Origin of the sequence: Trichormus sp. NMC-1, from assembly GCF_001858025.1 — a bacterium.
In the GTDB taxonomy this organism is placed as follows: Bacteria; Cyanobacteriota; Cyanobacteriia; order Cyanobacteriales; family Nostocaceae; genus Anabaena.
Map to the genome: position 1 here is coordinate 120,555 of NZ_LZQD01000001.1, position 13,296 is coordinate 133,850.

Below are 13,296 nucleotides of genomic sequence, written 5' to 3' on the forward strand. Positions count from 1 at the left end.
GCTTACAAACTTTAGCAATTTTGATTTATGGCAGATGCAATATAGCGGTTCTTGGTTGAGTGAGATACAAACACCCCACCCCCAACCCCCTCCCCCTTCGGGTGATGCCTCCGGCACACCTTCGGTGAACACCAGTCGCCTACGGTGGGAAACCCGCCTACAGCGCTGGTTCACCGCAAGCGATGAGGGGACTATGATGTATCTCATTCAAGTGCATACCGCTATAAGAGTTCCCTGCTATAGATTTTAGATCCCTAGACCTCAAAAATCTCAAGATTTATATAAAAAAGCAGCGGGAGTGAAAGCTGTCCCACTGCTGCTGGAGTTATCGCCCCGTCTTGAGCGTCTCTTTCTTATCCTTTACCTAACTCTGGCAAAAGGTCTAATGACTAAGAAACATTAATGCGATCGCCAAACTCGGAGTTGTAACCTTCTTCTCCATGTTCGTTGATATCTAGTCCTTGATTTTCAACTTCCCCTTTGACACGCAAACCGATGGTAGCATCAATAACTTTCAGAATTACCCAAGTACCAACCGCAGCAATTATATAAGCTATAGCGATCGCTCCTAGTTCTACGAATAATTCTCCAAAATTACCGCGCAATACTCCATCTTTACCGCCGGAGTTGACTTCGGTAGTGGCAAAAAAGGCGGTTAAAATTGCCCCTATTGTTCCACCTACACCATGTACAGGATAGGTATCTAAGGCATCGTCAACTTGTAATTTGTGTTTGAAACTCACAGCATAGAAGCAAACGACGGAGGTGATGAAACCTATTAAAATTGCTGCCACGGGTGTGACAAATCCGGCGGCTGGGGTGATACCCACTAAACCTGCTACCGCACCTGTAGCCGCTCCTACAGCGGTTGGTTTGCCGCGTAAACTGGCTTCTAAAATCAGCCACATTAAAGCACCAGCAGCGGCTGAAGTATTGGTAGCAACAAAGGCTACTGTGGCCACTTCACCAGCAGATAAGGCGCTACCAGCATTAAAGCCGAACCAGCCAAACCAAAGTAAGCCAGCACCCAGCAAAATAAAGGGGACGTTGTGGGGGGGACTCAAACGATCTGGGTGGTTTTTCCTGGGTCCGAGGACAAACGCTGCTACCAGTGCAGAAACCCCGGAACTAATATGCACGACTGTACCCCCAGCAAAGTCAAGAGCGCCTATACCACCGTATAAACCTAAAAATCCACCTTTTGCCCAAACCATGTGCGCTAGAGGTGTGTAAATGAAGGTTGACCATAACAGCACAAATAGGCAATAGGCGCGGAAACTCATCCGTTCTGCGATCGCTCCAGAAATTAAAGCTGGGGTGATAATTGCAAACATGGCTTGATAGATCATGAAGGCTTGATGAGGTATTGTCCCCGCATAGGAAACAACTTCCTCAGGAGTTGAACCTTCCAGATAACCGCTGGTTTCTAAACCGACACCGTTTAACCCTAACCACTCTAATCCACCAATGAACGGTAACCCAGGAGCAAAGGACAGACTATAACCCCAGAGAATCCAGGTTACTCCCACAATCGCCATCAACACAAAACTCATCATTAATGTGTTGAGGATATTGCGCGATCGCACAAACCCACCATAAAAGAAAGCCAATCCCGGTGTCATCAGCAATACTAGTGCAGACGAAATCAGCATAAATGCTGTATCTCCACCATCAGGAGCGGGGGCAGATTCTTGAGCAAAAGCATTGCCAGTTAGCACCCCGAACATGAGAACTAGGGTCAAAACCCCAACCATGAAAAATTTCTTCAGCACTTGTTTTTGTTCCTATGCACCAATTACTTGACATCACTTCAATAGCTTCCGTAATCTTGTTTACAACTTTTGTCTTAAAAGTTACTCAAGTTCAATTTTCGGTAAACCTTAACAAAAAAATAATCCTGATCATAGGTGTTAATGGAACAACTAATTATTGAGTTATGTATTAGTTACATATCTTAATCACGTAAATTACATCGCAGGAGACTGGGGACGCGGTGATGGGGTGATGGGGTGATGGGGAGAAATAATTACCTCCTGCTCCCTGCCTTCTATCACCTGTCACCTGTCACCTGTCACCTGTTCCCTATTCCCTGTTCCCTGTTCCCTGTTTACGAATTATCAATGATTTCAAATCTTGAAGAACAGCAGTAGCAGATTGATAGCGATCGCTAAAATGATAACAAACCATCTGATCTAAAATTGTCGCTAGTTCAGTACTGACTGTCACTGTTGACTGCCACATAATATTACCAGTGTCTGGATTTGGCTGAAGTTGCTGCGGTGGTATCCCAGTCAGAGCTTGAATTCCAATCATTCCTAAAGCATAAATATCACTACATAAACGAGGATGTCCTGCAAACTGTTCTGGGGGAGAATAACCCCGCGTCCCAATCGCTACCGTGGCTAATTCTGTTTCCTCGGCTTGACGTGGTTGAATCAATTTGACTGCACCAAAGTCTATTAATACCAGTCGATTATCTTCAGTACATCTAATAATATTAGTTGGTTTAATATCTCGATGAATTACACGGCGTTGATGTATAAATACTAAAATTTCTAAAATTTCTTTGAGCATCGCAATCACAAATGCTTCACTCTTTGCCCCTTGTTCTGGTGGTAATTCTGCATTTAAAGTATGACCAGGAATATATTCTTGCACCAAGTAAAATTCTTGATTATCTTCAAAGTAAGCAAATAGTTCAGGAATTTGACGATGTTTGCCCAAAACTTCTAAAATTTCTGCTTCAGTATTAAATAATCTCCGAGCAACTTGCAAAAATTTTGTATCATTACGGGCTGGCATTAACTGTTTAACTACACAGATAGGATTACCAGGTCGTTGAGTATCTTCTGCTAAATAAGTGCGACCAAATCCACCAGCACCAAGAGTTTTAGAAATTTTGTACCGTCCACCTAAAAGAAACCCACCAGTATTAACTGTGGAGATTTCAGATAACCAATTTAGTTGAGAGCCTAGGGATGGAACAAACGTTGTTTGATCAAATAGTAAGCTTAATTGTGCGATCGCTTCTTGTTGTTTTTCAACTTGCAGAATAATCGCTTGATTGTCTTGCTGAGTTTTGTAAGTAATGTAACCCATGACAGCAAAAACATTTATTACTAAAGCCAAGGAAGGTGAAAACAGTGGTATCCATATCGCTTGCAGATAAAAACCAGCAGCGATTCCCACCAAACCCAATAAGACAAAACCTGCCACTAATAGTAACAGCAAAGGATGTCGCCATTGCCATGCTAAAGCACCACCTACCAACGAACAACCCCAAATCCACAAAAATTCAGCCCAGTCAGGCCAATAGGAAATTAGAGGTCTTCCATCTAAAACTGTACTCAGAATTTGACTCGCTATTTGTGCATGAATAAAAACACGAGGCATTCTTGCAGACTGGTCAGATAAAGCACTATAGGGTGTATAGAAACCAGAATGTACAGAACTGGCTGTAGTACCAATTATGACCAGACGATCCTTAATCCAATTAGGGTTTACTTGACCTCTGAGAACCTGCGTCAAGGTGACTTGTTGGGCGAGGTGATGTGGGTGACGGTAATTTAATAGAATTTGATAACCATAGGCATCTGTATGCTGATAACTGCCCGCATTCGGGTCTAGACGGGGAAATAAAGTTTGACCTATTTTCAATTCTCCATCTTCAGTAAAATCATATTCGATACCTTGTTTGTGCAAATAAGTAAGAGCTAATAAAGCGGCAAAAGAAAATCGCGTTTGACATTTATTATCTGTATTTGTAACATCAGTAAATAATAAACTCCGGCGCAGAATTTGATCAGTGAAATTGTCAGTAACCACATCATCAAACCCGATATTATCCATAGGGAAATTGCTGGGTGGTGTAACTTCTAATCTACCAGTATTGCTTAACAAGCAAGTAAGAATGATGTTATCTCGATGTTGTCGATTAGTTGCTAAGTTGTTTTGATTTGGTAGGTAAATATTTAAACCAATAACACTGGGTTGATAAGATTCTAGTTTTTCTAATAATTTGTTGATAGTTTGATCTGACAATGGCCATTTCTCGTGTATCAGATCATCCTGAGTAATCGTAACTAATAAAATTCGTCGATCAGATTGTTCTTCAGGACGGGATTTCTGGGAGACAGTACGCGATCGCAACATTTGGTCATAAATGCTTAACTCTCCAGCTTGTAACCATTTCAGTTCACGCACTCCCCAGACTAAAGCAGTCACTCCCACACTACTGAGTAGAATGATTGACAACCAATTATGGATGGTAAAAGTTAGACGAGAACCTTGATCTTTGATGATAACTGCACGGAATTTTGCTAAAAGTCCATTAATCACGGTAATGCTGCGGTAGCCTGATGTGGTAGATGTGGCAGAACTGAAATCTACAGCGATTTGCAAATAAATAGACTTTTATCCTACTGACTTTCTCCTTATTAGAGAAGGAGATGAGGTTTCGTTTTTGCAGTCTATAGGAATCATAAATGATATTTGATAGCTTGCGTGGCGTAGCCATAAAATTTTAAGCATTCTGACTCCTGTAGGGGCGTATTGCAATACGCCCCTACTCCTGAATTCTTACTTTATTCACGTAGGGGCAATTCATGAATTACCCCCACAGCCTTGTAGTTTTGCGTAAGTTATATGTGGCAATTTATTCTGGTTGAGATTTTTGAACCTCTACAACAGGAGTGAGCATGGACAAGTCTATTGGAGTTAATTGGGTGGATGCCTCTAACTTAAGTAGTTCAGGGGGTAGTTCGGGTGATATTTCGCCCTTGACACTTCCTAGCTGAGAACCAACAATTTTATCGTAATTGGAAGCAACAGCTAAAAATGCTCCTCCTAAAATGTAGATAGGTAAGGGCAAAGACAATGCTGTCACCCAGTCCAAGAATTCCGCCAAAGCGAATAACACAAAAAAACAAGCAAGCCAAACCCTCATCTTTTCATCCCCTGTATGGAAATAACTATATTTATTTATAGGTTAAACAGCTGGCATGATAGTGGATGTACGCCACAATCACAAATTTTTAGCTCAAGCCTTGTGAGATGTTCCATTTACTGTCATCAGTTCTGTAGCTTGTTGAACAGAGAGCGGTCGATAGAAAAAATATCCTTGCACATCATCGCAGTTAATTGACTTTAAAAATTCCAGTTCCTCTGATTTTTCTACTCCCTCAGCAATTAGTCTTAAACCCAAACTGCGTCCCAAGGCAACTATCGCTGTGATGATATGGGCTACTTTGTTATTTGTGTTATCTGTGGTTAATTCTTTGATGAATGATCTATCAATTTTCAGATTGTGAAGTGGTAGCGCCTGTAAGCGAGAAAGGGCAGAATGACCTGTACCAAAATCATCAATAGACAAGAGTAAGCCCATTTGCTCCAAATCTCTCAGTACAGTTTTGGCAAAGTTGAGATCCTCAATAGCAGTTGTTTCTGTAATCTCTAATTCTAAAAATCGCGCTTCCAGTCCCGTGGCTTCTAAAATCCCGGCTACTGTTTCTACTAGCTTAGGTTGGCGGAATTGCTTGGGAGAAAGATTAACTGCAATAGTTACGGGTGAGAAGCCCGCTTCTTGCCAAACTTTATTTTGACTACAAGCTTTCCGGAGTACCCATTCGCCTAAAGGGATAATTAATCCACTGGCTTCAGCTAGGGGAATAAAGACGCTAGGGGCGACGATTCCCATGTCAGGATGATCCCAGCGCAACAGAGCCTCCATGCCAGTAATTTCTCCGGAAATGATGTTAACTCGCGGCTGGTAGTACAAGAGAAATTCTTCTCGTTCTAAAGCATGACGCAGACTCTTTTCTAAATTCAGAAGTTCAGGAGCTTTCGTATTCAAAGATACTTGGTAAAATTGGTAATTATTCCGGCCTTTGTCTTTGGCGTAATATAAAGCAGTATCTGCGTGCTGGATCAAAGTTTCAGGATCTGGACTGTGTTCATTTAGCAATGCAATGCCGATGCTGGAACTGATATAAAGTTCATGTTCTTGCAGATAAAAAGCATTTTCTAAGGCTTGTAAAATTCTTAATGCTATCTGAGTAACTTCCTCTACATCGCTGATTTGGGGCAGCAGGATAGTAAATTCATCACCTCCCCAACGGGCAATGGTGTCTCCTGGGCTGAGGGAATCTTTTAATCTTTGAGCTACGCTTTGTAATAATTCGTCTCCGAGTGTGTGTCCCAAAGTATCATTGATCATCTTGAAGCGATCTAAATCCAAGAACATGACAGCTAAACTGTCTGGGGTCTGAACTGCTGTTTGTATAGCTCTGGTCAGTAGATCGTTAAACTGTAAACGATTGGGCAAGCCAGTGAGCAGATCATGAAGGGCTTGATAGCGAATCTTATTTTCCACTTGCTGACGCTGACGAGCGCCACTAATAATAGCGGCCATAGTCAAAAGGCTAGATTCTTCATGTCTTGACCAATGCCGTGCGGAGCTACAGTCTACTAACCCAAGGTAGCCCCAAAAATCTTCCTCTAATCGCAAGGGTACAAGTAGGAGAGACTTAATGTTGTCTCGACTCAGGAGTTCTTTTTCTGTGGTGGGAAATTCTTGGGTGAGTCCATTAATGGGCTGTCCCCTGGAGAGAGTATTGTACCAGCGTTCCAACCCAGAAGTTTGATAAGACTGATTTTGCCAATGATGGTGAGATGCTTCCACACCAGATCGTATCCATTCAAATTGCAGACTTACGGCTATTTCTTCAGTAACTGGATGGGAATGGTTCTGGAAGAGGTAAACGCGATCGCCATTGACGGCTTCCCCAAAAGTAGCGAGTGCTTTTTCTATAGCTATTTCATAGTTCATTTCTGCCAATAAGTAATTGGCGGCTTCAGCCACGGCTTGAAGCAAGCGATCGCGTTGCCTTAGTTCTGCTTCGGCTTGCTTTTGTTCAGTAATTTCTCTAATAATAAAAGTTCTAATTAAATCACTTTCTGGTAAATAATGAACGGATTGTTCAAAAATCTCTCCGCTCACTTCTACCTCTCGCACAAAAGAATTTCCGGTTTGATTTTGAACTGCACTGAGCAAGTTTGCCAAAATCGGGTGGTTCTGGCCAATTTCCCTGATTCTAGGAAATTTATTAGCCGCAGCTGGATTGAAATATGTCACCTTTCCCGTAAAATCCATTTCGATAATAGGATTAGGAATCAGTTCTGGAAAAGAGGCAAGACGAGTTAAGGCAGCGTCACTAGCTCCTTCAACGCTAGGATCAGAGACAATTGTTTCAAAAGGATTAACGGGATTTCCCTGACCAGACAGAAAAATAGACAGGTCTGATGCTGTATAAGATTCTATAAATGCTGCTTCTGATAGATTGGAAATAGCATAGTATTGTGCTTGAGCTTGCGGATTACCAAAAGCAATCAAGTCTCCATTTTGGAGGTTATGAGAAAAACATTTAGTGCCATTAATAAATAAACCGTTAGTACTTCTTTTGCCTTTAAAGTTACCATCAACTATCCGAAAACCATATTGTTCAGTGTCAGGAATAATGACCCGTAATAAAATTGCGTGCTGCCTTGATACAGACTGAGAACGGAGAACAATAGCGTTTCTGGAATCCCGTCCCAAAGAGTAGGTAGTCTCGAGCAGGGGGATTGTTCGCTGTCCTTCCATGTCTTGGACGACCAATAAGTGGCGTATTTTTTCCCTGTCATTTCCTGGCATACCTCTTCCTTAAATTCTCATGTCTGTTGATCTGTCCTGCTAAAATACGGATCTTACTTATAAGTCCTGATTTTTAGAGGATGTTATCTCGAAAAGCTGATTCATGAACTTTTTCGCTATGTGTATGTATAAGATTTGAACCTAGATATATCGCAATCCTATTTTAGTAGTGATAGCTGGCGTGACGTAGTTATACTCACTCGTGGAAGCTCTTAACAGGTTTTCCATAAATGGTTTAGGATTGCTATATGTTTCCAGAAATTGACATTCTGGAATGAGTCGCCCTTAGCTTGAGTCTGGGTTGCGGTGGAAATTTCTAAATTGTTTTAATTCAGGAGCAGTTTTAACAAAATTAACAAAATGTATTTATTTAGTAACTTTAACCTAGTTTTCCCGGACTAAACACTGAGAATAAAATTAAACACCTAAGAAAAAATTATGATGTATTTACGCAATACCTTGTCCAAATTGGAAAAAGCCTTGATTTGTAGGTTGGGTTGTTCGCGTTAGGGTTGCGGAGCAATCAGCATGAAACCCAACAAATCCGTTGGGTTGCGCTGTCGCTTAACCCAATCTACAGAAAATGGACAAGGTATTGATTTACGGTTTTATGGAACAGAATTAATAGCCTATTCCTAGTCCCAACCTGATTGTATACAAGTTAAACCTCTATATGTATTTTTTGATATTTATTCCTCACCACTCATTTGCTCGGAAATTATCTACTTCAGAAACAACTGTATTGTAAATAAAAATATAATCTATTTTATTGTTATATTCTTTTATATGAGTCAAGATACAGCAGCAGTCAGCTAGATCCTCTCCGCTTCAAAACTTATAATTAGGGCTGATACGGATAAAGAATACGCTTTTACGCGGATATTTTTTTGATAAGTAATTAAGCGAACATGATATGAAGGGAAATTCTCAACTTTTCGCCCTGCCCTTTTTCCCGACTTCTACAATAAGTATTAATTATACGGAAAGTTTCGACGCATCTTTTGGCAAAATCACAAAAATGCGTCGAATCCTCAGTTATTTCTGAATCTGTGCCAAAAGTTTAAAACCTTACCCCTGCTGTCTTGATGATAAGAGTTTAAGCAGACACCTGATTATGTCTGTCCGATTGAATACTTTTCTTTTACAGTCTCAATTTACTAGTACATAACGGCGTAAATTAACCAACCATTAAAAATTCTCAAAAAGCTTGTGTCGTCTGCTTTTTTAATTTTTAATTATTAATTTTTAATTCCGAGAAAGCGGTACTAGCCAGAAACGCGAGTCACCGAAGATTCACGCACATGAAGTCTGAGTAAACGTAACCAACGCATCCAAATTTTAGCTGGTTGCTCAAAGAATGTGAAAATATCGCCGAAACCTAAGTTAGTTTTTTGATGATGTAGCCAGTGTTGTTCAGGAGTGGTGATAAATAGCAACTGACATACAAAAGTTACAGGTTTTGAAGTTTTCCATCCCAAAGATGTGATATGTCTCCACCATACATGAAACTGACCAAACAGCAAACCACAGATAACGCCAATGGGAGAAAAAGACCACAGAAAGACAGCTACAAGCAGGTACGGTAGAGCGCCTAAGATTCCATCTAAAAGCACTTGGGGATTAAATGTTAGAATAGCGTAGTGGCGGAAGTCCTTTTTCCAGGAGTGGTGTGTTGTCAGGTGGAGGCTACCAAAAACGTGTTCAGGGACATGGTAAAAAAAAGTCGAAAGGAAATCGCCAAAAAACAGTAATAACCAAGTAACAGCGATAGCCTTTAGCATTTGTACTCCTTAAGTTTGATGGAAAAATTTCACAAAAATTTCACAGAGAAAAAAATTCAAAATTCATGCTCAACAAGGTAATGGTGTAGTTAAGAATTTCTGAATTACTACACCCAAGTGGCTTTAATTGTTTCTGTTCAAAATCTATTTCGGTAGAGAAGTTGCAGTTTGGTGAATTTATATTTTTTCATTACACTGAAAACCAACTGTTGATGGACTACCATGTTGTCTTGGATAATAATGATGGGAAGGAAATTATACATCTACAACCCTATATATCTATTGTCTTTGATTCTTCTCCGGTCACAATCTTCTTACTAAGACATACAGCATGAGCAAAGATTGAGTTAACATTGGTACAAATTTAGGTTAAGCTTTTCCTACTCTTAGGTTGCCAAAACTATGGCTTTTCTGATAAAAGAGTTTCTCAAAGTTAAATCTTATGTTAGGTAAGTAGGTGGGCGTTAAAAATTGTCGTTGGGGCAAGGGAACAGGGAACTATTAACAGGGAACAGGAAGAGAGCTTTGGGCGATTTTACTTTTCTTCACATACCTTTAAATTTTTCTGTTAACCTACTTTAGCTGCTCTTTTATGATTAATAACTTTTGGTTAAAAAATTTGATTTGCTATGAGGTGATATCAAGATGCCCCAATGGAAACTATTAACAGAATTCACGTTTGATAGCGCCCACTACATAAAAGACTATAAAGGTCCTTGTGGGAGAATGCACGGACATACTTATAAAGTAAAAATAGAAGCAAAATCATCACAGTTGCATTCTTCAGAATACTGTCCGCACCCAGTTATGGTTGCTGATTTCCGAAGCTTACGTTGGGCTAAAAAAGATGTGACTCAGGGAGGATTAGATCATTGTATTCTAAATGAAGTTTTACCCCCTGAATATGAAACAACTGCTGAAATGATTGCTAAATATATTTATGATGAAACCAAAAAGCGATTACCAGCAGATGTAAAACTCAAGGTTGCAGTATCAGAAACGGCTAATTCTTGGGTAGAGTATGAGGATGATGAATAATTCGTACCTGAGAAAGCTCAAAGCTAACCATTTGCTGGTGGTATCCCGTGTTTTAATTGCTGAGGTAGTAATTAAAAGATAGGGGTTATGTCACAAAAAGCTGCTGCTTTAAAGTTTGTGATTTTGCTTGGCTTTGTTAGCCTTTGTGCCGATGCCACTTATGAAGGGGCGCGTAGTATTACAGGGGCTTATTTAGAGGTTTTGGGCGCTAACGGCACTGTAGTAGGTTTAGTAGCTGGCTTTGGAGAACTAATTGGTCATGGCTTCCGCTTAGTTATTGGTTATCTTAGTGACAAAACAGGTAAATACTGGAGAATCACAACTTTAGGTTACATTTTGAATACCGCAGTTGTGCCATTTTTAGCTTTAGCAGGGAGATGGGAAGTAGCCGCAGGTTTGATGATGGCTGAACGCACGGGGAAAGCGGTGCGTACTCCCCCACGAGATGCCCTACTTTCTCATGGTGTGAGTCAAATTGGCAGCGGTTTTGGCTTTGGTTTACATGAAGCAATGGATCAAACAGGTGCAGTTATGGGGCCTTTGGCTGTAGCGGCAATGGTTTATTTCCAGGGAGAATATCGTAATGCATTTACAGTTTTAATTGTGCCTGCGGTATTGGGATTAATTGTATTGTTAGTTTTACAATTTCTGTATCCAAATCCTAGTGATTTTGAAGTAGAAACTGTGGTAAATGAAGGAGAAAAATTACCGCGTATTTTTTGGATTTATTTAGGTGCTGTGGCCATTATTGCGGCTGGATATGCGGACTTTCCACTAATTGCTTTTCATTTTCAAAAAGGACATATTGCTTCTGGACAAACAATTCCTTTATTTTATGCTTGGGCAATGGGAGTAGATGCTGTAGCAGCACTAATATTTGGATATTTCTTTGATAAAATTGGTATTTATATTCTGATAATTGCGGCTTTTATTTCATCGTTGTTTGCGCCATTGGTATTTTTTGGAGATGCTCGTTTTGCTCTTTTAGGAATGGCATTTTGGGGCATTGGTATGGGGGCGCAAGAATCAATTCTCAAAGCGGCAATAGCTGGAATGGTTCCTAAAAACAAACGGGCTACAGCTTACGGTATTTTCAGCACAGGCTATGGCTTATCTTGGTTTTTGGGTAGTGCTTTAATGGGGATTTTATATGATCACTCTATTACTTTTTTAGTTGCTTTTTCTTCACTAACTCAACTGTTGGCAATTCCTTTCTTTGTTTGGGTGAAATTCCAGGCTGATAAATCTATCATCTCCTCACCAGATATTCAAGTAAGTGAATAAATTTTAATTTTTAAGCTTTTACCAACGTCAATCATCTAAAGTAAAAACATCGGTACGTTTGTATCCTGATTTAGACATCTTTCATCATCTGAATCAGGATTTATTTTTATATTCACCTTCACATCCTGAAAATTCTCAAATCCTAAAAATCACAAATTAAACAAACATCCTAAAAATCCTAAAATCCTCATAATCCTGATTCAGATATTAACTCAATCGTTGCCTTAACCACAAAGCCAATAAAGGCAAAGCTAACCGATAACCTTGTTCAGCACTATAAATTAAACCTTTATTTTGTAAACCTGTTAACGCACCTTGCAGACTTCCACCTCTTGAAAGTCCATGTTTTTGGATATATTCTTTACTCTGCGGTTTATCTGTTGGATCAACTGCTAAAGATTCTAAAAGATGAACTTGATTAGGTGGAAGTAACATCAATAAAGATTCATAAGTCATCGATAAATCTTTAAGCATTCCTTCAATTACTTGTTCTACTTCTTGTTCAGTAATTAATCCTTGAAAATGCTGCAAAGTTAACAAACGGGAAATTAATGCCATCGCATCCCCAATGTTTCCTTGAACCGCATCTAAGAATATTTGTAAGGCTCTAGAACGAGAATCAAATTTAAGATTTTCTTTATGTAAAATCTCTCTTGCCCACAATGCTAAAACATCTTTAGCTAAAGGAGTTAACTGGATTGTTTCTAAAATATAATTTTTATCATCTGGATGGTGACTTGTCTCGGCAATAGTAGCCAGCAAAACGTAACTAACATGAGGATGGGCTTTAACTTCTTGCCTAAATGTTGATTCCCATAAACTATGACGATCCCAAGAGCGAATATGGGGGAAACTCTGTAAAATGAAAACTACTCGCTGATCTATATCAGCAGCCATAATTTGTAACAAGTCTAGCAAGATTGTAAATGCTTGCCATAGCTGTTTTTGATTCAAAGAACGCAATAATTTGAGTCTGCTTTCTGTATTAAAAATAAAAAACTCACTTGCAGTTTGATTAACCCACTTTTCGATTTTTTTGGCTTCCCAGTTTTGGCTAATTGCTTCTGCTAGTAATTGCAAAAACCTCTCCCCATCTGTAGCACGAATGCAGTCTATTTCCAAGACAACAGCACCAACTTCCTGCGCTGCAACCCTGACTAAAGTCCGTCTTCCACTTCCCGGTACTCCAGTAATCAGCAAATCACCATCCTGGGCAAGTATATCTACAATGCGCTGAAATTCTAAGGAGCGTCCAATTAATTGTAAAGAAGTAGATAAATCGAAATTCACGGGTGTCTCGTCTTTGGTTGTAGTTGGCACTGTTAGGGACAACATAAATCATTAACTTTACTTATGATTATGATTAGATAAATTTAGTGCTTGTTTGATATTAGCACTAAAGATTCGTGCTAATAATAATTTAACACTTTAAATAAGTACAAAAAATTAATCCCCAGCCCCCGGCTGCTTAAACAAGTCCGGTATATATCCTATATCCCTTAT

At 39.7% G+C, this 13,296-nt stretch carries 8 protein-coding genes; 2 read left to right on the plus strand and 6 right to left on the minus strand.

The features are described 5' to 3' along the window. Positions 1-389: 389 nt before the first annotated feature. The 5 genes from A9Y75_RS00590 to A9Y75_RS00610 all read right to left on the minus strand — a co-directional run bounded on the left by A9Y75_RS00590 (position 390) and on the right by A9Y75_RS00610 (position 9,471). Positions 390-1,772, minus strand: coding sequence for an ammonium transporter (locus A9Y75_RS00590; protein WP_071187248.1), 1,383 nt, complete (start codon positions 1,770-1,772; stop codon positions 390-392). Positions 1,773-2,082: 310 nt separating this feature from the next. Beyond that, positions 2,083-4,338, minus strand: a complete 2,256-nt coding sequence (locus A9Y75_RS00595; protein ID WP_071188775.1) for a CHASE2 domain-containing serine/threonine-protein kinase — start codon at positions 4,336-4,338, stop codon at positions 2,083-2,085. Positions 4,339-4,654: 316 nt separating this feature from the next. Continuing rightward, complete coding sequence (locus tag A9Y75_RS00600; protein WP_071187249.1) at positions 4,655-4,945, minus strand: hypothetical protein; 291 nt, start codon at positions 4,943-4,945, stop codon at positions 4,655-4,657. Positions 4,946-5,038: 93 nt separating this feature from the next. After that, on the minus strand, positions 5,039-7,690 hold the full coding sequence (locus A9Y75_RS00605) for an EAL domain-containing protein (RefSeq protein ID WP_071187251.1): 2,652 nt from the start codon (positions 7,688-7,690) through the stop codon (positions 5,039-5,041). 1,265 nt (positions 7,691-8,955) lie between these two features. Beyond that, positions 8,956-9,471: a fatty acid hydroxylase gene (locus tag A9Y75_RS00610; RefSeq protein ID WP_071187253.1), complete on the minus strand. Its 516-nt coding sequence runs from the start codon at positions 9,469-9,471 to the stop codon at positions 8,956-8,958. Between the two features lie 645 nt (positions 9,472-10,116). On the opposite strand from A9Y75_RS00610, the gene A9Y75_RS00615 reads away from it, so the two are divergent. Together A9Y75_RS00615 and A9Y75_RS00620 are read left to right on the plus strand one after the other, a co-directional pair. Further along, on the plus strand, positions 10,117-10,509 hold the full coding sequence (locus tag A9Y75_RS00615) for a 6-carboxytetrahydropterin synthase (protein ID WP_071187255.1): 393 nt from the start codon (positions 10,117-10,119) through the stop codon (positions 10,507-10,509). Between the two features lie 87 nt (positions 10,510-10,596). Then, positions 10,597-11,793 (plus strand): MFS transporter, encoded by a 1,197-nt coding sequence (locus tag A9Y75_RS00620; RefSeq protein ID WP_071187257.1) that lies wholly within the window; start codon positions 10,597-10,599, stop codon positions 11,791-11,793. Between the two features lie 207 nt (positions 11,794-12,000). Here A9Y75_RS00620 and A9Y75_RS00625 read toward each other — a convergent pair whose 3' ends face one another. Further along, positions 12,001-13,128: an ATP-binding protein gene (locus tag A9Y75_RS00625; RefSeq protein WP_071187259.1), complete on the minus strand. Its 1,128-nt coding sequence runs from the start codon at positions 13,126-13,128 to the stop codon at positions 12,001-12,003. Positions 13,129-13,296: the final 168 nt, after the last annotated feature.

Excerpts from the sequence above, each read along its gene's own strand:
- A9Y75_RS00600 (WP_071187249.1), bottom strand. The coding sequence starts at position 4,945 with ATGAGGGTTTGGCTTGCTTGTTTTTTTGTGTTATTCGCTTTGGCGGAA.
- A9Y75_RS00605 (WP_071187251.1), bottom strand. The coding sequence starts at position 7,690 with ATGCCAGGAAATGACAGGGAAAAAATACGCCACTTATTGGTCGTCCAA.
- A9Y75_RS00610 (WP_071187253.1), bottom strand. The coding sequence starts at position 9,471 with ATGCTAAAGGCTATCGCTGTTACTTGGTTATTACTGTTTTTTGGCGAT.
- A9Y75_RS00615 (WP_071187255.1), top strand. The coding sequence starts at position 10,117 with ATGCCCCAATGGAAACTATTAACAGAATTCACGTTTGATAGCGCCCAC.
- A9Y75_RS00620 (WP_071187257.1), top strand. The coding sequence starts at position 10,597 with ATGTCACAAAAAGCTGCTGCTTTAAAGTTTGTGATTTTGCTTGGCTTT.
- A9Y75_RS00625 (WP_071187259.1), bottom strand. The coding sequence starts at position 13,128 with ATGTTGTCCCTAACAGTGCCAACTACAACCAAAGACGAGACACCCGTG.